At 41.4% G+C, this 21438-nt stretch carries 18 protein-coding genes; 6 read left to right on the top strand and 12 right to left on the bottom strand.

Features of this window, described 5'->3' with window-relative positions:
* Positions 1 to 356 precede the first annotated feature (356 nt).
* From DCC39_RS13050 to DCC39_RS13065, 4 genes are all read left to right on the top strand, one after another.
* On the top strand, positions 357 to 1361 hold the full coding sequence (locus tag DCC39_RS13050) for an NAD(P)H-dependent flavin oxidoreductase (protein WP_240613644.1): 1005 nt from the start codon (positions 357 to 359) through the stop codon (positions 1359 to 1361).
* Positions 1358 to 2782 (top strand): carotenoid oxygenase family protein, encoded by a 1425-nt coding sequence (locus DCC39_RS13055; protein WP_205948506.1) that lies wholly within the window; start codon positions 1358 to 1360, stop codon positions 2780 to 2782. The genes DCC39_RS13050 and DCC39_RS13055 overlap by 4 nt, the downstream gene beginning before the upstream one ends.
* A gap of 130 nt (positions 2783 to 2912) precedes the next feature.
* Complete coding sequence (locus tag DCC39_RS13060) at positions 2913 to 4643, top strand: class I adenylate-forming enzyme family protein (protein WP_116555351.1); 1731 nt, start codon at positions 2913 to 2915, stop codon at positions 4641 to 4643.
* A gap of 83 nt (positions 4644 to 4726) precedes the next feature.
* Positions 4727 to 5929: an acetyl-CoA C-acyltransferase gene (locus DCC39_RS13065; RefSeq protein ID WP_116555352.1), complete on the top strand. Its 1203-nt coding sequence runs from the start codon at positions 4727 to 4729 to the stop codon at positions 5927 to 5929.
* Positions 5930 to 6086: 157 nt separating this feature from the next.
* On the opposite strand, the gene DCC39_RS13070 is transcribed toward DCC39_RS13065, so the two are convergent.
* Both DCC39_RS13070 and DCC39_RS13075 read right to left on the bottom strand, forming a co-directional pair.
* A complete protein-coding gene (locus DCC39_RS13070) occupies positions 6087 to 7319 on the bottom strand; it encodes an acetyl-CoA acetyltransferase (RefSeq protein WP_116555353.1) in 1233 nt (410 codons plus the stop codon).
* A 345-nt stretch (positions 7320 to 7664) separates the two neighbouring features.
* Positions 7665 to 8261: a DNA-3-methyladenine glycosylase gene (locus tag DCC39_RS13075; RefSeq protein ID WP_116555354.1), complete on the bottom strand. Its 597-nt coding sequence runs from the start codon at positions 8259 to 8261 to the stop codon at positions 7665 to 7667.
* A 101-nt stretch (positions 8262 to 8362) separates the two neighbouring features.
* Between DCC39_RS13075 and DCC39_RS13080 the strand changes: the two genes are divergently transcribed.
* Positions 8363 to 8638, top strand: a complete 276-nt coding sequence (locus DCC39_RS13080; RefSeq protein WP_116555355.1) for a type II toxin-antitoxin system Phd/YefM family antitoxin — start codon at positions 8363 to 8365, stop codon at positions 8636 to 8638.
* Entirely contained in the window at positions 8619 to 8939 is a 321-nt protein-coding gene (locus DCC39_RS13085) for a type II toxin-antitoxin system RelE/ParE family toxin (RefSeq protein ID WP_116555356.1), read from the top strand. The genes DCC39_RS13080 and DCC39_RS13085 overlap by 20 nt, the downstream gene beginning before the upstream one ends.
* 69 nt (positions 8940 to 9008) lie before the next feature.
* Here the strand turns inward: DCC39_RS13085 and DCC39_RS13090 are convergent, their stop codons facing one another.
* The 10 genes from DCC39_RS13090 to DCC39_RS13135 form a co-directional block, all read right to left on the bottom strand.
* The gene (locus DCC39_RS13090) at positions 9009 to 10766 is read right to left on the bottom strand and encodes a hydantoinase B/oxoprolinase family protein (RefSeq protein ID WP_116555357.1); all 1758 of its coding nucleotides are present in this window, start codon (positions 10764 to 10766) and stop codon (positions 9009 to 9011) included.
* Positions 10763 to 12241: a hydantoinase B/oxoprolinase family protein gene (locus tag DCC39_RS13095; RefSeq protein WP_116555358.1), complete on the bottom strand. Its 1479-nt coding sequence runs from the start codon at positions 12239 to 12241 to the stop codon at positions 10763 to 10765. The genes DCC39_RS13090 and DCC39_RS13095 overlap by 4 nt, the downstream gene beginning before the upstream one ends.
* A gap of 4 nt (positions 12242 to 12245) precedes the next feature.
* Positions 12246 to 14345: a hydantoinase/oxoprolinase family protein gene (locus DCC39_RS13100; RefSeq protein WP_116555359.1), complete on the bottom strand. Its 2100-nt coding sequence runs from the start codon at positions 14343 to 14345 to the stop codon at positions 12246 to 12248.
* A 33-nt stretch (positions 14346 to 14378) separates the two neighbouring features.
* Positions 14379 to 15731, bottom strand: coding sequence for a purine-cytosine permease family protein (locus DCC39_RS13105; protein WP_116555360.1), 1353 nt, complete (start codon positions 15729 to 15731; stop codon positions 14379 to 14381).
* 2 nt (positions 15732 to 15733) lie between these two features.
* Complete coding sequence (locus DCC39_RS13110; RefSeq protein ID WP_116555361.1) at positions 15734 to 16132, bottom strand: OsmC family protein; 399 nt, start codon at positions 16130 to 16132, stop codon at positions 15734 to 15736.
* 323 nt (positions 16133 to 16455) lie between these two features.
* Complete coding sequence (locus tag DCC39_RS13115; RefSeq protein ID WP_116555362.1) at positions 16456 to 17520, bottom strand: phosphotransferase family protein; 1065 nt, start codon at positions 17518 to 17520, stop codon at positions 16456 to 16458.
* 18 nt (positions 17521 to 17538) lie between these two features.
* Positions 17539 to 18744 carry an acyl-CoA dehydrogenase family protein gene (locus DCC39_RS13120; RefSeq protein ID WP_116555363.1) on the bottom strand — a complete coding sequence of 402 codons (1206 nt, stop codon included), beginning with the start codon at positions 18742 to 18744 and terminating at the stop codon, positions 17539 to 17541.
* 73 nt (positions 18745 to 18817) lie between these two features.
* Positions 18818 to 19270, bottom strand: a complete 453-nt coding sequence (locus DCC39_RS13125) for a hypothetical protein (protein ID WP_116555364.1) — start codon at positions 19268 to 19270, stop codon at positions 18818 to 18820.
* A gap of 9 nt (positions 19271 to 19279) precedes the next feature.
* Complete coding sequence (locus DCC39_RS13130) at positions 19280 to 20320, bottom strand: phosphotransferase family protein (RefSeq protein WP_165820870.1); 1041 nt, start codon at positions 20318 to 20320, stop codon at positions 19280 to 19282.
* A gap of 155 nt (positions 20321 to 20475) precedes the next feature.
* A complete protein-coding gene (locus DCC39_RS13135) occupies positions 20476 to 21252 on the bottom strand; it encodes an enoyl-CoA hydratase/isomerase family protein (RefSeq protein ID WP_116555366.1) in 777 nt (258 codons plus the stop codon).
* Positions 21253 to 21438: the final 186 nt, after the last annotated feature.

Consider the following 21438-nt stretch of genomic DNA (forward strand, 5'->3'; position numbering starts at 1 on the left):
TGGTAACTATTGGATGGAACCATTTTCATCCCAAGTTTGTGACCCGGCGGGTCATGTATGTTTAGATCAATATTCCTACATAATGCCAAGTTGCAATATTCATGCCATTTTTGCTCGATACTTCTTCCTTGTCGATAAGCTGTCCGTCTAATGTTACTACAACTTTTCAATTATTCCATATAAGACATTATTTGTTTTGTTGGCTGATTAGTTTTCTAATCAGCGATTATAAAATTTATCGTTATTAAGTGGGATAGAGCAGCGTTTTGCCTATCATGCCTATTATTTTTATTTGGCATTATTCTTGCAAAGATAACAGAATGAAAACTAGAAAGTTAAAACTTGGAGGGGATAGATTGAAATCAGAAAAACAATTACAAAACATTGCTGAACAAACCGTCTTACCCATCATTGCTGCACCAATGTTTCTCGTTTCAGGTCCTGAGCTCATAATCGCTTGCTGTAAAAATGGTGTGATAAGTTCTTTCCCCGCGCCAAACGCACGGACAATTGAACAATTGGAACAATGGATGAAAACGATAACGGAAGAACTTGAATTGACAAAATCCCAACAACCTGAGCTACCAGTCGCTCCTTGGGCAGCCAATATTATTGCTCATCGTTCTTATGATCGACTTGAACAAGAACTTGAACTGCTTGTTCGCTACAAACCGCCTATTGTCATCACCGCACTTGGAAGTCCAGCAAAAGTAGTTGATGCTGTACATGACTACGGTGGCCTCGTTTTTGCAGACGTCAATTCAATAAAATTCGCAAAAAAAGCGGCCGAAACAGGAGTTGATGGTCTCATACTCGTTAGTGCAGGAGCTGGAGGACATACTGGAACAATCACTGGTTTCGCTTTTGTTGAAGCTGTACGCCAATTTTGGGATGGCATTATCGTTCTTGCAGGTGGCATTTCAAGTGGGAAAAGTATTCTCTCTGCTCAGACACTTGGAGCTAATCTCGTCTATATGGGTACATCATTCATTGCTTCAGAAGAAAGCATGGCTAATATAGAGTATAAAAAAATGCTCACTGAGGCTAAATTTGATGATATTATCTCAACAAATGCATTCACAGGCGTCTATGCCAACATGTTAAAGCCAAGTATTGAAAGAGCTGGATTAGATGTAGATAAATTAGTCCCTAAAGATAAAATCGATTTCAGTAACCCGCAAGGTGATACAAAAGCGTGGAAAGACATTTGGTCGGCGGGACATGGAGTTGGAACAATTAAGGAGGTTCAGCCTGTAAAGAAAATTATCGAAAAATTACGCCAAGAATATGCAGAAGCCTATGAAGAAATTAAAAATAATAATCAATGGATCCCGCAAAAAGAAAAGGAGAGATTCATATGAGCACTCCCAAAACAGAGACAAATCCTTATTTGTCAGATATATTATACTCCCCTAACGACCAAGAGATTACGGTAGATGAACTAACAGTCCTTGAAGGAGAAGTACCTTCTGATTTTAATGGAGCTTATGTACGGAACGGCCCCAATCCCAAATATGATCCCATTGGGAGACATCATTGGTTTGATGGAGATGGAATGTTACACGCGGTTTATATTAAAGACGGGAAAGTCGGATATCGAAATCGGTATATTCAAACAAAAGGGCTTCAACATGAAAAAGAGGCAGGAAAATCATTGTGGGTTGGCCTAATGGAAAATCCTTCACAGAACCCTAAATTTGAGCCCTTAAAGAATACATCAAACACTGATGTCGTTTTTCATAATAATAATTTAATCAGTTTATGGTACATTTCTGGCGAACCGTACCGTGTCGATGCAAAAACGTTAGAAACAATAGGTGTTGAAGATTTTGGAGGAAAATTAAAAAATAATGTTTCCGCCCACTCTAAAGTTGATGAAAACACAGGCGAATTTATCTTTTTCGATTATGGAAACACCTACCCTTATATGATGTATGGTGTAGTTTCCGCAGACGGTAAGTCGCTGCACAGCGTACCGATCGAACTGCCAGGTCCAAGATTACCTCATGACATGTGGATTTCGGAAAATTACTCCATTTTAATGGATTTACCTTTATTTAATGACCCTGAAGCATTGAAAAATGGTCGTTACAAACTTGGATATTTTGATGAACTGCCTAGTCGTTTTGGGGTTATTCCTCGTTATGGCAATTCAAATGATATTCGTTGGTTCGAAGCAAAACCATGCTATATTTACCATTCAATCAATGCGTGGGAAGAAGGAGACGAACTCGTATTAATTGGCTGCCGTGTAGAAAACCCTTTACCTCCTGTAAAAAAAGGCGCTAGTGAAATAGAGAGAATGTTGCAGTTAATGCGCAATGAATTTACTTTATATTATTGGCGTTTCAACCTTAAAACGGGTGCCGTTAAAGAAGGTGTCCTAGATGACTTGAATACAGAGTTTCCAATCATTAACTTAGATTATTTAGGTCGAAAAGGACGCTATTGCTATAACGTCCATCTCGATATTTCATATACGTTGAACTTTGATGGCCTTGTTAAATATGACACTTGGACAGGTCAATCGCAAAAGTATATGTTTGGTCCCCATCAATATGGTAATGAGGCGGCTTTTGCCCCAAGGATTAATGCAAAATCAGAAGATGATGGTTATGTCATTACCTATATATATGATAAAGAAAAAGACCTTTCAGAATTAATTATTATCGATGCACAAAACTTTGAACTCGGTCCAATCGCACGGGTTGCCATTCCACAACGAGTTCCGATGGGTTTTCATGCAACTTGGGTGAATGGTAAAAACCTTTATAAGAAATAAACACGAACTTAAATAGATTGAGATTCCTATTAAAAACGATGTCGTTCTAATTAATTTTAAGCTACGCATCAAAAGGCGGCATCGTTTAAATTAAAAATTTTAGCCAAAATTTAAGAAAGGATGAATGCGAATGATTCTTTCAAGTGAAACAAAAATTAATGAATATACAAAAAAAGGCTGGTGGACAACCGAAACCATTTACGACATTTTTTACAAGAATGTTAATAATCGCCCTCATGTCGAAGCGATTATTGATCCGCTGAATCGAGAGAAAATTTGCAATAGTGCTCCCAAACGATTAACTTTCATGCAGATCTATGAAGAAGTTGAGAAATTAGCCGCCTATTTATATAAAAATGGACTAAAAAAAGATGATATCATCGTTGTTCAGCTTCCAAACATTGTCGAAATTGTTATCGCTTACCTAGCTATTTTAAGAATTGGCGCCATTGCAAGTCCATTCCCTGTTCAATATCGGGGACATGAATATGAAGAACTCATCAATTTTGTCGAAGCTAAGGCTGTTTTAACCATGACTCAAATAGGTGAGCGTCCCAATGCGCAATGCTTTGCTGATTTGCGTCATAAATTGCCAACAGTGAAAAAAATATTTGCTTGGGGAGAGAAAAATTTATCTAATCAAACAATTTCGCTAGAAGATATTACTCTGACTAGCCAGGAAAAAGAGCAATATACCAATTATATTTCGTCATTAGCAGAAACAGCTAACGACATCTTTACAATATGCTGGACTTCGGGAACAGAGGGAAAACCAAAAGGTGTACCAAGAAGTCATAATGAATGGTTCATTTCGTCTTACACTTCGGTTGACATAGGAGAATTCACTGAAAAAGATATACTATTAAATACATTTCCAATGGTGAATATGGCAGGTATTGCAGGAATGTTTGTACCTTGGCTGCTCTCAGGCAGTAAACTCATTATGCACCATCCATTTGACTTATCCGTATTTTTAGAGCAAATCATGAAAGAAAAAGCAACTTATACACTTGCTCCTCCCGCCTTATTAAATATGATGTTAAATAATGATGATATTTTAAGCAAAGCTGATATTTCATCGTTAAAAGCAATTGGCTCAGGATCCGCTCCTTTATCTCCTTGGATGGTGAAAGGTTGGAAAGAAAAATATAATATTGATATTATTAATTACTTTGGTTCAAATGAAGGGATTACATTAATGAGCGGCCCTAAAGACTTTCCAGATCCTGAAAAGAGAGCAAAATTCTTTCCACGCTTTGGTGTCAAAGGATTGCAATGGTCAACAAGAATTGCGAATCGAATTGAAACGAAACTTGTCGATATCGGCACCAAAGAAGAAATCACAGAACCTAACCGTCCTGGCGAACTACGTATAAAAGGAGCAGGGACGCTGACAGGCTATTGGAAAAGACCAGACTTAAATAAAAAAATTTTTGATTCTAATGGTTTTTTCTGCACAGGTGATATGTTCGAAATTATTGGAGATGAAGAGATACCTAAATATTATCGTTATGTAGGTCGTACAAAAGATGTGATTATTCGAGGCGGTGTAAACATTTCACCTGAAGAAATCGAAAGCTTGCTTCATAGTCATCCAAAAGTCTCCGAAGTAGCTGTCGTTGGTTATCCTGATAAAATAATGGGAGAAAAGGCTTGCGCCTGTATCGTATTAAAAAATGGAGCCCACGAAATTACATTAGATGAAGTGAAAGATTATTTTAAAAAAAATAATGTAGCCAATTTCAAAATTCCGGAGCGCCTAATGGTTCTTGATTCATTGCCGAGAAACCCTGTTGGTAAAATTTTGAAACGGCAATTGCGCGAACTTATGACAGAAAACAGCAAAAATTTAATTTCTTAATGAAAATTATTAAAAGCACGATAATAACAATAAGTTGAAGGTTCTAAATCAAGCATTTTTAAAAAATGAAGGAATGATTTTCCATGGATGCTTATATTTACGATGCTGTTCGCACACCACGAGGAGCAGCTAGAAAAACGGGTGCATTAGTCTCTATCACACCTATTAATCTCCTCTCGCAACTCTTTTCCTCTCTTCATAAACGACAGCAATGGGATCAGGAATTAGTTGAAGATATTGTGCTAGGATGCGTGACTCAAGTAAACGATCAAGGAGCAAATATTGCGAAAATCGCTGCAATTGCTGCTAATTTACCAGAATCCATCGCAGGGATCACGGTAAACCGCTTTTGTTCTTCCGCTCTTGATGCTGTGGGAATTGCTGCACAAAAAACGAATGCCGGATCGGAACATATCGTTCTTGCAGGTGGGATTGAATCTATTTCACGTGTGCCGATGTTTGCTGATAACGGTGCATGGTACAGAGACCCTGAGGTTAGTAAGAAAACGAACTTTATCCAAATGGGCGTTTCCGCTGATATTATCGCAACACTTGAAAAATTCGAAAGGCAACAGCTTGATGAGTATGCTATACAATCCCATGAACGGGCTGCTTTTGCTAGAAGAAATCAATATTTTTCTAACTCTATCGTGCCCATATATGATACAGAAAATAATATAGTTTTAGAGAACGATGAACTCATTCGTGAGAATAGTACGGTGGGTTCATTGGCACAACTTGTACCTGTCTTTGGGAAGGTAGGAGCAGGTTTAGCAGAAGAAGCAATTTATAGAGACTTTCCACAATTAGATGGAAAAATCAATCACCTTCATCATCCCGGGAATTCCCCTTCCCTTGCTGACGGTGCTTCACTTCTGCTTATCGGAAACAAGCAAGCGGAGGAGAAACTTGGAATACGCCCTCGTGCCCGAATTGTAGCTGTAACCTCTGCATCTACAAATCCACTTTTATTAACAGGCGGACAAACAGCAACCGAAAAAATACTGGCTAAAACCGATTTTTCTGTCGATGATATTGATCTATTTGAATATAATGAATCATTTGCTGCAACTGTTTTAAAATATATGCGTGATCTTGGTATTAATGAAAATAAACTAAACGTGAATGGAGGGGTAATCGCAACAGGACATGCTATGGGTGCAACCGGCGGCATGCTAATCATAACATTACTAGATGAGCTAGAACGAAAAAATTTACAGAGAGGTCTTGTTGCTATAAGCGGTGGAGGTGGTGTTGGAACAGCAATGATCATTGAAAGGGTATAACTCACACGAAATTAAAAAGCTCAATGAAACGTGAAAATACTTGTAAATTAGTTGCTTTTTTTCAAAAAAATCCCTCCTGTGAGTCAGTTTAGGCATTTTCTTAACTGACTACACATGAGGGATTATAATTGTTCATTGTATTTAACTTTCGATATTTTTAAACACCTACTATAAAGCTTACAGTCGTCGTTGTACTCCCACCTACATTTAATGTAGCTACATTTTTTGCTCCTTCAATTTGATAATCTCCTGCTGTTCCGGTAACTTGCTTATAGGCATCAAGCACCATTCGAACTCCAGTCGCACCTACAGGGTGTCCTAAGCCGATTAATCCACCACTTGGATTTATTGGTATCCGCCCATTGAATGAAATATCACCCGACTCAATTGCTTTCCAATTCTCGCCCGGAGCTGTAATACCAAAATGATCAATTGCCATATATTCCGTAATAGAGAAGCAATCATGTGTTTCGATGGCATCTACGTTCTCTACACCAGACATACTTGCACGTACAAACATTTCTTCAATAGTTTTACGTACGTGAGGAAAGATATACTCCTTATGTTCACTTAGCTTTATCTTGTCATCAAGCAACATTGGCGCAGTCTTATGCCCCCACCCTTTTACATAAGGAATATTCTCAAATTGCAATCCTCGTTCTGAAGCATATTTCTTAGCATATTCTTCCGAAGCTAGAAAAATCGCTACGCCTCCATCTGTCACTTGTCCACAATCTTGTCGGCGAACTCTCCCTTCAATGACATGATTATGTTCATCATCTTCTAAAAAACTTCGCTCATTAAATTGCCAATTTCTCGTTTGCGCATTTGGATTTCGTTTCGCATTATTAAAATTTGTTTTTGCAATTTGTGCCAAATGTTCATATTTAATACCGTAACGTTCATCGTAGACATCAATTAAACGATCAAACAAATACGGCCACGGATACGTAGCATCTATTGCTTCACGTCCTGTCCAGCAAGCGACGCCTAGGTAATCTGCTGCTTGGTCTCCTGGAACATTACGTAATTGTTCGACACCTGCTACGCATGCCAAATCGTAACGCCCAGATTCGATGTCTGTCATTGCCGAAAGAATGGCTATACTTCCAGATGCACACGCAGCTTCATGACGACTCGCTGGCACTCCACTAAATGCTGGATGAATCGACGCAAACAGGCCACCAAGCTGTCCTTGCCTACTACCTAGCTCTCCAATAAAATTACCAATATGTGCTACTTCAATATCATTCGGATCAATTTTTGTGGCTTCCAGTGCTCCAACGACGGAATCCTTTAAAATGTCAAAGATTTCTTTCCCCTCTCGTGCCCAATTAAGGGAAAAATCTGTTTGATAGCCTCCAAGTACATAAACTTTTTTAGCTGCCAATCCTCATGCACTCCCTTCGTTCATAATATTATAAATTCGAATATTTCTATTTTAAAACTTTCTCTCCTAGCATATCTCTCACCATTCTTCGAAGTACTAGCTCTTACACGATAGACCTAATTCCACCTTTCTTTTAATTGTTGTTATTTTAACAAGCAAGTTATATGCCATATTCTATAACCTGCTAACGTTGTCACTTAACGATATTTTTTTAAAAAAAGTGAGTTAAAAAGTAATCATTGATTGTAATTTAAATCAAAAAACAGGCTGTTATTTTAAAACTATCAGCCTGCCCTATTTGCTAAAATTTTTTACTTAAATTTAACCGTATTAATAATGACATTTTTATTTTGAAACGAACTGATTGCCCGTAACCCAAAACCGCCACGGATACTCTTTTGCTTCCCCAGTGTTATGGATTCCAATTCTTTTTCCTTCAGAAATGGTTTCAGGCTCGTACCCTTCGGCGATATAAAGCGGCTGTTTAAAAAGAGGGTGTCCATAATCCTCCATACAAATTCCCATGGCTTTCGTTAATTTTCCGGGACCGCTTGTTAAGTTTTTCAACTTGTCAATTTTACGGCGCTCAAACATTAAATCTATACCCGAATACGGTTCTACCGCCCGAATTAAAATCGCTTCAGGCTTATCCAATTCCCCACTTACAACGTTTAAAAGACAATGCGTATGCATCGTATATGTGTACGCATAGCCCGCTTCCCCGAACATAACTTCCGTTCGCTTCGTCCGTCTGTTTCCAAAACTGTGTGCAGCCCGATCTTCCGGACCGATGTATGCTTCCGTTTCCACGATGAAGCCAGACGTCGTTCCTTCTTCTGTCTCTTTTATAAGCAGGCAGCCAAGCAAAGACTTTGCCATAATAAGCGTTGGCTGTTGAAAAAATTTTCTTGTCAATGGTTTAGGTAAAAAGTTTTGATTCAAAGCAGATCCTCCATTATCTCTAATTCATTTCATTTTCAATACATATTATAATAATGATATAATATCATCAGAATAATAATATTCGAAAGGTGCTGTAATGTATGGATATAAAGCCATCAACAAAAATTCGGCAAGATTATAATGGTTTTTCCAAGTATTGTCACGAAATAGATGAGCCAGTCATACTTACTCGGAATGGTGAAGCGGACTTAGTTGTCATGAGCCACGAAACGTTTCGGCGTAGAGAAGCACGTATAAAATTACAATCCAAACTGCTTGTTGCTGAAAAACAAATAGACGAAGGCTCGCAGTTGATTGAACATGAACAAGTTATCGCAAATATACGGAGAAAAATAAATGCCACAAAAGAAGATTAAGTATGCACCTGTTGCAGCTGATGACATGGATGAGATTTTCTCATATATTTCTCAAGAGAATCATTTAGCTGCGGAAGCTTTGTTGAATAAATTAAATGATCGAATCATTGCATTAGCAGATTTCCCGGAAATGGGAACAGTATTGTCTGATGAAGATTATGAACTTGTAAAACAAGGATACAGATTTATTGTTGTGCATCCATATTTGATTTTTTATAGGTATAATCATAATACAGTTTTTATTCATCGCATACTGCATGGAAGAAGAGATTATCTACGCGAACTATTTAAAATGGAATAATCGATTTTTACTATTATATAAAAAACCGCCTGAAATGATCCAGCTCATCCCGGCGGTACTACCTAACGTTTATTTAGTGGTCTTATTTTGTCTCCTTTTATCCCGTTCACGATTCGTTCCCTCAATATTTACACTCATTGTTTCAGTATCAATGACAACTCCGTAATCACGCAGCGCTCCTTCGACATCAACGAATTCATTTAACACATCATCCAGCACAGCAGAGGGGTCGCGCTCAAGCGGGTCGCCCCAGCCGCCTCCTCCTGCGCGGTGAAACTGGATAATGCCGCCGGGCTTCATGTTTATGCCGAATGCTGTTTCTTCGATTTCCTCCGCGTTCTCTTCTGTTCCGTAGTCAACAATAACCTTGTTGCTTGGTGCGTCTTTTCCGCCGCAAAATCCTCGGGTTGTGTTGCGGACACCCGCCATCATTACACTTGTCCAGCTTTCTGTCAAATGCTGAATTTGGACATCAAGGCCTGGTGTTCCCCTCCAACGGCCGGGACCTGTGAAATTGCTTGTGTATTCATGCTTTAACACTCGGCTTGGGTATTGCATTTCATTCATCTCAATTGATGGAAGAATAACGCCGGTCATGACGGGAGGGTATAGCCCCCATCCATCCGTTTCATAGGCTGCTCCCGCTCCGCCGGTATAGCCGAAAAAGTTCAAATTCACCCAAGGGTTCCCGTCGTCATAGTAGCCGTTGCTGTATGCGAGTGGAAGCTTGTGGGCATTCACACCGACACGTTTCGGCGCTGCTTCTGCAATAGCAAGCAGCACGGCTTCAGCAATCTCCGCGCCTACACACGCTGTCGCATGGCCACATGGCGCAGGCAACTTCGGGTTGACAACTGTACCAAGCGGTGCGGTTACGGTAACTGGATTCATGTATCCCTCATTAATTGGGATATCCTCATCGCAGCATGTCGAAATCGCGACAAAGGCAAACGAGGTCGTATTGGATAATGGGCTGTTAATAAATCCTTCCGCCTGTGCTGACGATCCTGAAAAATCAATCTGCAAGTCACTTCCTGAGACCGTCACGGTTGCCTTCACTTTAATATCACGATTTCCTTGAAAATCGTGGTCAGCGTACGTTTCTGCCGTATACGTTCCGTCAGGCCAGCTGGCAATTTCCTCACGTACGCGCCGTTCTGTATAACGGATTCGGCTATCGAGCGCTTTAATGACTTCTTCAGGTGAATACGTGTCAAGCAGCGACTGAATCCTGTTTGCAGCCAACTTGCAAGCCCCAATCATCGCATCGAGATCTCCTTCAAGCCAATGAGCTAAACGGTTGTTCGCCACGATTAAGTCAAACACGTCTTTTCTTTTTTCACCACGCTCATAGATTTTGAGGGGGGGAATGCGAAGTCCATCTTGCCATATGTCTTTTGAACGAGGGTTATATCCCCCCGCAACGGGACCTCCATTGTCTCCCATATGGCTTCTTACGGCAGGAAGCAAAATCGGTTTTCGGTTGTAAAAAACAGGCATAACAATTGTCCAATCGAGACTGTGCGAGCCACCGTGGTAAGGATCATTCACTAACAAAATATCCCCTGGATGCAAATCATAACGAAAAGCTTCCATTAAATGATCGACAGCCCCGACAACCGCATACAAATGAAGCGTACAGCCCGGCGCTTGTGCAACGAGACGTGATTTTTTCCCTGCCAAATCAAAAACACCTGTCGTAAAATCGTGCGCTTCATTGAAAAGAGGGGAACGAGCTGTGCGTGTGACAGTCGCACTCATTTCACGGGCGATTGCATCGAGCGATCCCCCTACAACTTGCGATAGAATAAGGTCTTCATTTATCATGACTCGTCACTTCCCTTTCCTGGATAACGAAACGTGATTTGATCACCATATTTCAAAAGTTCTCCTAACGCACTTTCATGAAAAGATGCCGTTCGGCTTCCGGTAATTTCAATAGAACCATATTCTTCATTTTTGGCCACCGGCTGGATAAGATTTGCATAAATATCAGCTCGATGATTGACAAGCTGGACTGTCATCCCTTGTCCATTGTCAAGTTCCCTTGATACCATTTGAAAGCCATCATGCATTTCCAGTTCTTCAGCAGAGACGAGCAGTTTTTCCCCGTATAATGGAGACGGCCCCCACCCTGAAGAAGAGATGGGAAATCCCGGCACGAGAAATAGCGGTTCAATCTCCCTTTCTTTCCCAATTGGCGGATACAAAACCGCTTCCGGACCCATTCCGTGAATGGAAGGGATTATTTCTTTCTTCAGCCCGCCGCTTCGAAGCGATGAAACGACAGCTTCCGAAATAAAATGCCCGGTTATTTTACCGCTAAATGCAGTTGCCGCAGGAAAATGCGGTGAAACAATTGTTCCTTCCTCTATGTTGAAATGAAACGGGAGCAATGTTCCTTCGTTCAAATCTATGCCATTTTCAAATGATGTTAAAAATGGCCAAACTGCATAAGCTTTTGTTGACGCAATTGGCGAGTTTAATGGCGTTTCTACTTGATTTCCTGTTCCCGAAAAATCAATGGTGAGGCTGTCATTTTCTTTCATCAGTTTAACGTGAATGGGGACTTCCCCTGCTTTTTCATCTTTTAAACATGCTTTCGATTGAAAAGTTACTTCGGGCAAATCAGAGATCAGCCGGCGAACTTGCGTTTCACTGTATTGAAAGATGTGCTTTAAAAATGCTTCGGTTTCTTCCGGACGATAGCTTCCGAGCACATCGGCAATTTGCTCTTCGGCAAGGCGCAAACAAGCAACCATTGCTTTTAAATCTGATTCCAACAAAGACGGTGCCCGGCTGTTCGCCAGCAAAAACCGCCAAACGTCTCTTTGTAGAACACCACGATGATAAAGCTTAATCGGCGTCACCCTTATCCCTTCCTGCCATACTTCAAATGCTTCAGGATGGTAGCCGCCCGGATATTCCCCTGCAAAATCCATCATTTGTGCCCTTACAACAGGAAAAAGAACCAATTCCCCTTCTTGAAAAAGCGGCGCAGCCATCGTCACAGTTTGGCCTTGCGTTCCACCGCTGTATGGATCGGCAACTAAAATAATATCTCCTTCTGCCAAATCGTAAGAAAAATAGTCAAACATCGTTGCGACACTATCCCGAAGGGCATAAAGATGCCCCACATCATATTGCTTCTGGACGGCAAGCTCTAGCTCTTCTGTTAAAATAGCACTGGCATACGAACGATCTAAGGCAAGGAGGGGAGAACGGGAAGTCCGTTCCAAATTGTGGCCCATTTCCCTGCAAATCGCTTGTAATTTACTATAAAAAATTTGTGCTTCAATCATCTCATCACCCCACAGTTCCAACGGAATGGCGGACTTCAATGACACAGTTGCGATACGCATCAATCAATGCTTCATGGCCGGGATATACGACAATGGTTGTGCCCCATTGTTCGATAACGGCTGGCCCAACAATTAAATTCCCAGGGTTTAAGAGCGCCCCATTATAAACAGGTGCTTGCACCGGGTCTTTCTCAAAATACATCGTACGCTCGCCTGTTTTCGCGTTTGTTGGATCTTCTTTGTCAAACGCTTCTTCATCAAAGCGCAATTGTTCACGAACCCCGATTAAATCCATACGAAGGTTTAAAATTTCCACTTCTTGCGAAGGATCTTTGTGGGCGTAGAGGCGTTCATGAAGCTCATGGAAATCATTAAGGGTTGCTTCAAGATTTAGTGCAGTGATTCTTCTTGTTCTGGAGCGGACAGGCACTGTCACTTCGTGAACCTCGCCTTTGTAGCGCAAATCAAGATATTTGCGGACTTCAAATTTCTCGGTTACATTTTGGCCGCCTAATTTTTCGCGGGCGATTTTCTCCATTTCTTCAAAATCATCATTCACTTTTTCTAAATCTACTTTTTCCACTTCTTCGAAATGTGTTCTGAGCTCTGTTACTTTTAAATTGGCCGCCACATCGCCAAGCGCTGAAAAAACTGGAGCCAGCGAAGGAACGATGACTGTGTTTATACGAAGATCCTCTGCCTGTTTTCCGGCATGCAACGCACCCGCTCCACCGACGGCAAGCAAAGCAAATTGCCGCGGATCAAAGCCTCTTTGGGTTGTCACATACTGAATCGCATTTGACATATTGCTGTTCACAATCCTTGAAATCGCGAGCGCCGCTTCAATTGTTGAAATGCCTAAAGGTTCTGCAATGTGAGTTCGAATCGCCTCTTCAGCCAATGAACGGTCAAGCTGCATTTCGCCACCGAGGAAGTTGTCTGGATTAATGTAGCCCAGCATAACGTTAACGTCAGTCACCGTTGGTTCCATTCCGCCTCTTCCGTAACATGCCGGCCCTGGATTGGATCCGGCGCTTTTCGGCCCAACTTGAAGTGCCCCGCCGCTGTCAATCCAGGCGATGCTCCCTCCACCTGATCCGATCGTATGAATGTCCATCATTGGAAGTGCAACACGGTAGCGGCTAATCCAGTTCTCTGTCGTAACGGTTGGCTGAAGCTGCTCAATGACCGATACATCGTAGCTTGTCCCGCCCATATCGATCGTAATTAAATTCGGGTAGCCGGCACGCTGTCCGATAAAGGAAGCGGCTGTTACCCCGCCAGCCGGCCCTGATAGAAGGCAACCTGCTGCAAACCTCCCGCTTTGCACAACATTTTGGACGCCACCATTTGACTGCATGACAAACAGTTCACCCTTGAAATTTTGTTCACGAAGCCTTGCTTCAAGATGGTTTAAATACGATTGAAGCGCAGGACCTGTATAAGCATTGACAACCGTCGTGCTGACCCGTTCAAATTCTCGAATCTGCGGCAATACTTCATACGAAAGAGATACGAAAAGATGTGGCGCTTCTTCCTGAATGATTTCCTTTACTCGAAGTTCATGCTGCGGGTTAACAAAGCTAAACAAAAAACAAACGGCAATCGCTTCAATTCCTTCGTCGACAAGCTTGCGCACTGCCAGTCGGACCGCTCCTTCATCAAGCGGTGTGATCACTTCACCCGTATGGCTGAGGCGCTCAGGTATGCCGATGCGATAGCGCCGCGGAACGATTTGATGCGGGGCTTGCAATCGTACCGAAAAGACGCTTTCTTTATAGGCTCTGCGAAATTCGATTTCATCCCTAAAACCTTGAGTTGTGAGTAACCCTACTTTTGCGCCGTCATATTCAAGCAGCGTATTTGTCGCTACGGTTGTTCCATGGACAATAAGCGGACAGCGCGACAAAAATTCTGAAACCTCCATGCCAACTTTTTCAGCAATTTTAGCAATACCACTAGCAACCCCATCAGATTGATCACGAGTAGATGGAGTCTTTGTTGTAACCAACTGTCCGGATTCAGCCATTGCGACCAAATCAGTAAATGTTCCACCAACATCAACACCAAGAATCCACTGTGAAGATTCTCCCGTTTTTGCCATTCTACATCTAACCTTTCTCTGCCAATTATTAGTTTAGAAACCAGTCTCGTCTTCCCTTTTTTCTCCAATTTCATAAGCAATATTTAATTTATCCAAAACAAATACGAGTACAATATAGCCAATAAAGGCAAGGACTGTAGAATTAACCGCTCCGATGCCGAACGTTAATTTCGTACTAATCCAGCCCCCAAGGATAACCGAGGCGATGGCCGCAATATTCCACTTCGCATAGACTGTGTTTACCCCAAATTGATACGCTTTCTTCCGGATTTTCGGTGCGACAAACCAATGGTCTGCAATCATCACTCCTGCAATCGGCGGGACATACGTGCCTAAAAAGTTTAAGAAAGGGACGAAATAATCTTGCAAACCGATCAGTGCGATCGCTAGACCTAGCCCACCCATAATGCATACGATAAATGCTTTTGGCAATCGGATGACATTCCGCATGCCGAGCGATCCAGTATAAAGATTGTTATCATTCGTCGTCCATTGGGCAAATACAAGAATAAGAAAAGCTAAAAAACCGAGGCCAATTTTACTCATCGCTGCAGGAATATTTGGTGTCGAACCAAGCCCAGGAACCTGTGCCGCGATTGCCATTGCTGCCCCTGCGATAATACAAAAGACACCGCCCAAAAAGTATCCGATAGAAGCTCCAAAAGCCCCTCTATACGCACTTTTGCCATAGCGGGTTACATCTGGAAAAACGACCGCTCCCAATGCAGCATTCCCCACAACAATCGTAATCCCGGCAAACAGCGGCATCGGGTCACCAGTCGGCTCTGAAGTAAATAACGCTTCCCAGCTTCCAGCATAATTGACCGCCTTCAGCAATCCCCAAATCGACAGAAAAACAACGAGAGGAACAGCAATCATGCTTAATGTAGCAAGCCCTCTGTATCCAATGAATGCTGTCAGCATCATAAGAAGCCCACCCCAAACCATAGCAACCTCAGGGATGGCAAACCACTTCCCGGGGAACATTTCTGCAATGGTTATGCCAAAGAACGAAATTTGCCATCCAAACCAGCCAATTCCCATTGTAATGGCAAGCAAAACTCCAAATAGATTCGCTCCGTTCCTGCCGAAGGCATGCCGTGTAAGCATTGTCGTGGAAACTCCGTATTTTCCGCCCATCCAGCCTTGAAAATAACCATATATCCCAAGGAGAAGCATACCAAAAACCGCAGCCCATACCGTATTTGAAAAACTTAACCCACTCACGAGCGCGCCTCCTGTGAAGATGGTAGATAACGAGATGATCCACGCACAACTCGTAATGGCTACATTGAGGGTCGATCGCCTTTTTTCTAAAGGGACCTGTTCAATTGCATAATCTTCAAACTGCCCTTTAGAGACTTGCCCATCTTTGACTTCATTCATGCTTATACTCTCCCTAAAGTTTCTTTCATATTGATTGCAGCACCTTGCTGCAAAGTGTTCCCAATTGTACAGGCTCTTTCCGCTAGCATGATTAATTTCCCCCGATATTCTTCCTTTAAATCATTTCCTTCAGGGAAACGGATATCCACCAAAAATTTTTCAACGCGAGAGGGCGGACTTTTCGCTTTTTTCGCTTTGACAGAAACTTGAACTTCCGCTTGTCCATACCCGTCTCTCACGAGTATTTGGTTGATTGTAATCGCTACACAAAGCCCGAGCGAGCTTTCCAACAATTCGATTGGTGTTAATCCTTCTGTCCGAGGTGTGGACGCTCCTTTCATTTCAAAGTTTGAATCATTTATTATGTTATAGCCGCTATCTGACCATCTCACATCTATCATGGCTATGCCTCCTATTCTTCCTCGGTAATTCCGATAGACTTACTATAATTTTAATTTGTGTGATCTGTCAATCCTATCGTTTCACGCTTGAGGAAATCATAATTTAAAGATGAAGAAAACTCGCCGATTGGCGAGCCTTAAAAGGCGAAGACAGAAGCGTAGTTGCCCTTATACTTTGGACTTAAAATTTGCCGCTACGTCGACTTTTCTACTTTGCTGCAAATTTATACTTTCGCTAACGCGCAAAAAAATAACCACCATTTTTTCTCGGTGGATTTGGAATCTTATATAATGAAGTTAAACGCCACTGGACATTGGCTTTTTTAGCTATACATATTTTTCCTCGCAGTCTCCTGCGCATACTGCATAAGATTATTCACATAACGGTTTAACCCTTTAAACCGTTCATCCTGCGTCTGCCCTTTTTTCCAGCGATAATAAATCTGTTGGCTGATAACACCTAATTTGAAGAAAGCAAATGTTAAATAAAAGTTCATATTGGAAACATCTCTGCCACTCTTTCTAGAATAAGCCTCCATAAATTCCTCTCTCGTCATAAACCCATCATATGAAGTAATCGGCACTTGATTCTCATCTTTCTTAATAAGAGGGGAATCATTTTTCTCTATCCAGAAGGTTAAAGAGGTAGCTAAATCAGCCAGCGGATCGCCGACTGTTGTCATTTCCCAGTCAAATACGCCAATTAATTCGTTTAATTCATGAGTGAACATCACATTATTTAATTTAAAATCATAGTGGACAACGGTGGGTTCTGGTGAAACAGGGATGTGACTCATCATCCATTTTTTTAATTGTTCAATCTCTTGAACATCGTCTGTTTTTGCCCTTTCGTACCGGTTTATCCAACCTTCAACCTGTCTTTTTAAAAATCCTTCCGGTTTAGTAATGTCTTTTAGTTTCGTTTTTGTATAATCAACCGCATGGAGTGCTACCAAACCATCAACGATACTTTCAGAAATATTTCGGCATAATTCCTTTGTCACTTCCACCCCTTCTGGAAATTTGTCTTCAAGGACAACCCCGCGTTTTCTCTCCATAACGATAAAAGGGGAGCCGATGACGTGTTCATCAGCCAACGCATAGGGCTTTGGCGCTTGATGATAATGTGGATGAAGTTCTTTCAAAATCGTAAACTCCCGTTTCATGTCGTGCGCCCTAGGTGCTACTGGGCCTAACGGCGGCCTTCTCAATACTGCTTCCCAATCACCGATTTTGATTTGATAGGTTAAATTCGATCTTCCAAAACTGAACTGTTCAGCAGTTAAGGGAGCATCAGGCAAATCGTGAAACCGGGATCTTAAAAATGCTTCAATTTTTGTAAGATCCAATTCTTCTCCTTTTCGAATAGGGATTATATCAGATGACATCATGATCCTCCTCATCTTTTAAAAATCCGCTGGATCCCACGCATTGCCTTCTTTATACTTTCGTAAAATCCTTCTTGCGATTGATTGTGTATGAACTTCATCCGGCCCGTCATAGATACGCGCATAACGCGCATTGCGGTACATTTCTTCTAATGGCGTATCTGCCGTAACCCCAAGGGCGCCATGAACCTGAATTGCCCGGTCAATGACGTTGTGAAGAACCTCAGCACCGTAAACTTTTATCATCGCAATATCGATTCTGGCATCGCTTCCTTCATCGATTTTCTTTGCGGCTTCAAATGTCATTAATCTTGCCGCTTGGATTTCTGTCGCTGAATCCGCAATGTATTTCTGGATCATTTGTTTATCTGCTAATAATGAACCATGCGCATACCGGTTGAGCGCCCTTTCACACATTAAATCGAACGCTCTTTGGGCCTGGCCAAGCCATCGCATGCAATGATAGATTCTTCCGGGGCCCAGCCGTTTTTGTGCAATGACGAACCCTTCTCCGCGGTTGCCAATGATGTTTTCTTTCGGAACTCTGACGTTTGTCAGCCGTATTTCTGGATGGTTTCCGAATTCGCCAATTGTCGGAACGATCCTGACGATTTCATAGCCAGGCGAATCTGTAGGCACGATAATCATGGAAGCCCTTTTATGCGGAGGCGCATCAGGTTCAGTCACACAAAACATTGTTGTAAATGCAGCTTTATCAGCGTTTGTCGTAAACCATTTATGCGCGTTGATCACCCATTCATTCCCGTCCAAAACAGCGGTGGATTGAATTAATGTCGGATCTGAACCAGCCACTTCAGGCTCCGTCAGCCCGACAGAAGGGCTGATTTCCCCTCTTACCATCGGATAGAGCCATTTTTCTTTTTGTTCTTCGGTCCCAAATAAATGCAGCATCGTAGCATCTTGCGCCGTATGTGTTCCCAAGGCAACCATCGCTGCTTGTGAACGCCCAATAATCTCATTAATATACACATAATCCATGAAAGGGAGCCCGCCGCCTCCAATTTCTTTCGGCAGACCCAAAGCCCAAAGCCCTTCATCTTTCGCTTTTTGCTGTACGTTCCTTAAAATTTCTATACCTTCAGGCCCGTATTTCCCGATTTTCTTCTCGTTAGGGATAACTTCATTATCTATAAATTCGCGAACTTTTTTCCTTAATTCCTTCACTCTCGGACTCATTTGAAACTGAGAGGATTGGACTGTCATGATATAAAGCCTCCTTCAAATTTTATTTTTAAATTCCAAAATTTCAGAAAATAATATGTGGAATGTTCACTTTTTAGCTGACAAGCGCCATTTCAATATTTAATTGCTTTCTCATTAATTTACGAACAGCGGAAATATAACCAGATGTACGGCTATGGTCTTCATAGAGACATGTAATGAACTTACTTGTAAGCCCATTTAATTCTTCCCATGTTTCTTTTATCTCTTGATTCGCTTTAATAGAGTTAAGCTGATTTTGAAATTCCTTCACTTTACGATTTAAGTTTGTATCTTGTAAGCTATTGTCTTGCGAAACCCGCTCAAATAGAACATCTAATTCTTTAACAAATAAATCAATTACTTCCTTATACGGATCTAAATTCTGCCTTGTATTAGCATTGACATTTTTCAAAACAGAGATCATTGCGATCGCCTGCTCTCTGGCCATCCCGTTATTTAAAGACGGAATGATCTCGTTTTTAATGACCTGATTTACTAGATGAATCGTGTATTCTTTATCAAACAAATGATCACCTCAATAGCCCAAAAGCTCTGCCAGCATATTTTTCATCAATGTTAATCGGTAGCCCTGTCTTGACATTCTTAAATCTGTTGACATTTCTCTTACAAAGGCATGAGCTGCAGATAAAGAAATAAGCAAAAATCTGAATTGATGATACACCTCATAATAATAAATATCCTCATCCGTAAAATCGATATTCGATTGTTCTCTATATGAGGAAAGGAAGCGATCCCGTTCAAGTAAATAACAGACTAAAGGCGAATCCATTCGATTGGGCTTTGCGCAAACATAGGCAAGGTCCATTCTCGGATCGCCGATCTCTGCAGCTTCCCAGTCCAAAATGCCTGAAATATGGTCATCTTTATAAAGGAGGTTGCCTGTCCGGTAATCATTATGGATGATCGATAACGGAACAGGGTTTGGCTTATTATGTTTAAGCCATTCCATGGCATCTGTAATCACCGGATCATCATAAAACTTATAGGCCAAATACCGATCTTCCAAGTCTTTAATCTTTTCATCTAAATAAGTTATGAAATCCGGCTCATTAGCCGAGGGCTCAAATCCTATTGATTTATAATCAAATGTATGTAAATCAACCAAATAACGAACAAATTCTCCTGTAATATTTTTACTTTTTGCCGCTTCGGCAAAAAATTTCCTCCCTTCTTTTGACCAAGGAACATAACTCTTGCCTTCCAGTTTTTCCATGACAAAAAATTCACCGTTTAACACACTCTCATCTTTTTCATATGAATAAACCTTTGGCACTGGCAAGCTAGTGTTTTCGCTTAACATGGCCAGCATTTTATATTGAGGAAATAAATTTTTATTTTTCGCCATTAATCCGTCCTTTTTCACTTTACGGACAACAAAATCTTTCGTTTTTTTCTGGTTGTTTTCCTCCCAACAAATGGTAAACATAAAGGTTTCATCAGACCATCCTCCAGATGGCTGGGAAAAATCAGTAAGTTCAATTTCCTTCCGTTTCACGATATGTTTAGCGATATAGTCGCTTAGCTTCGCTTGTAAATCATCCGTCTCTAAAGCCATTTCTATACACCCTTTGTCATGCTTTAAATAGCTATTAGCCAAGTGTGGGATTCCTTTTCTATCCATGTAAATTTGTCGCTATGATAGATATGCAAGGAATCCCGTTTCATTACATTAATTTGCCCATTTCGTTTTCAGTAAATAGTTAAGTAGTTTTACTTTCCAGTAAAGTTTGGATTACGCTTTTCCATAAAGGCTGTCACGCCTTCTTTCGTATCATTCGTTTGAAACATTAAAGACTGGATGATATTCTCTTGCATCATGCTCGTTTCAAAAGATAGCTCGTTCGCACGATTTGTCTGGTATTTAACAAATTGATTGGCAATGGGCGGCCCGTCAATAATAAATTGAGCAAAATCAGCGGCTTCCGCTACAACATCAGTTTCCGCAATTCGATTAATGACACCTCTTGTATACGCTTCTTCAGCTGATATATTTTTACCTGAAGAAATCCATTCTTTAGCAATCGGCAGCGGCACGCGTTCTGTCAGTAGCTTAATCAACCCCAAATCAGGAACTAACCCAATATTTTTAAAGCTTGAAACAAATTTTGCGCCGCGATCAGATATGATAAAATCCGATGCTAACGCAAGGCTGAAGCCTGCCCCTGCTGCATAGCCGCGGACCGCACTAACGACATATTTATCCAAGTCTACAATTGTTTTTGTTAAAGCGGAGGTTTCTTTTATGGAAGACAAAGTTTGGGCCGGGCCCATTTTCCCTCCCATATTTCCGATATCGCCGCCCGAACAAAATGATTTTCCTTCACCTGACAAAATAATTGCCCTTATTTCTTCATCCGCTTCCGCATCCTTTAAAGCGCGGATTAAAAAGGTGACAAGCTCTTTCGAAAGCGCATTTAGCTTGTCAGGCCGGTTCATCGTTAAATAGGCAATGCCATTTTCTTTCTGGACCTTTAATAGGTCTGACATGCACTCCACCTCTTTCTATTAATGAGGATGTTCAAAAAGTCCGGAGGCTTACAGGAGGTAAGTCAGTTCGACGTTATCACAGGACGTGATGCCTTTAATCGAACTTCGTTAATAGGCTGCGAATCTCTACGTCAGCTTGCTCTTCCTCGACCTCCTTGCCTCTCGTTGTCCTCCTTTTTGAACACG

It is taken from the genome of Pueribacillus theae (assembly GCF_003097615.1).
GTDB classification, from domain to species: Bacteria; Bacillota; Bacilli; order Bacillales; family UBA6769; genus Pueribacillus; species Pueribacillus theae.

What these genes read in the sequence shown, in the direction of transcription:
- DCC39_RS13130 (WP_165820870.1), bottom strand. Translation starts at nt 20,320, where the DNA reads ATGGCTTTAGAGACGGATGATTTACAAGCGAAGCTAAGCGACTATATC.
- DCC39_RS13095 (WP_116555358.1), bottom strand. Translation starts at nt 12,241, where the DNA reads ATGATTGAAGCACAAATTTTTTATAGTAAATTACAAGCGATTTGCAGG.
- DCC39_RS13105 (WP_116555360.1), bottom strand. Translation starts at nt 15,731, where the DNA reads ATGAATGAAGTCAAAGATGGGCAAGTCTCTAAAGGGCAGTTTGAAGAT.
- DCC39_RS13135 (WP_116555366.1), bottom strand. Translation starts at nt 21,252, where the DNA reads ATGTCAGACCTATTAAAGGTCCAGAAAGAAAATGGCATTGCCTATTTA.
- DCC39_RS13115 (WP_116555362.1), bottom strand. Translation starts at nt 17,520, where the DNA reads ATGTCATCTGATATAATCCCTATTCGAAAAGGAGAAGAATTGGATCTT.
- DCC39_RS13065 (WP_116555352.1), top strand. Translation starts at nt 4,727, where the DNA reads ATGGATGCTTATATTTACGATGCTGTTCGCACACCACGAGGAGCAGCT.
- DCC39_RS13055 (WP_205948506.1), top strand. Translation starts at nt 1,358, where the DNA reads ATGAGCACTCCCAAAACAGAGACAAATCCTTATTTGTCAGATATATTA.
- DCC39_RS13060 (WP_116555351.1), top strand. Translation starts at nt 2,913, where the DNA reads ATGATTCTTTCAAGTGAAACAAAAATTAATGAATATACAAAAAAAGGC.
- DCC39_RS13085 (WP_116555356.1), top strand. Translation starts at nt 8,619, where the DNA reads ATGCCACAAAAGAAGATTAAGTATGCACCTGTTGCAGCTGATGACATG.
- DCC39_RS13090 (WP_116555357.1), bottom strand. Translation starts at nt 10,766, where the DNA reads ATGATAAATGAAGACCTTATTCTATCGCAAGTTGTAGGGGGATCGCTC.
- DCC39_RS13110 (WP_116555361.1), bottom strand. Translation starts at nt 16,132, where the DNA reads ATGATAGATGTGAGATGGTCAGATAGCGGCTATAACATAATAAATGAT.
- DCC39_RS13080 (WP_116555355.1), top strand. Translation starts at nt 8,363, where the DNA reads ATGGATATAAAGCCATCAACAAAAATTCGGCAAGATTATAATGGTTTT.
- DCC39_RS13120 (WP_116555363.1), bottom strand. Translation starts at nt 18,744, where the DNA reads ATGACAGTCCAATCCTCTCAGTTTCAAATGAGTCCGAGAGTGAAGGAA.
- DCC39_RS13100 (WP_116555359.1), bottom strand. Translation starts at nt 14,345, where the DNA reads ATGGCAAAAACGGGAGAATCTTCACAGTGGATTCTTGGTGTTGATGTT.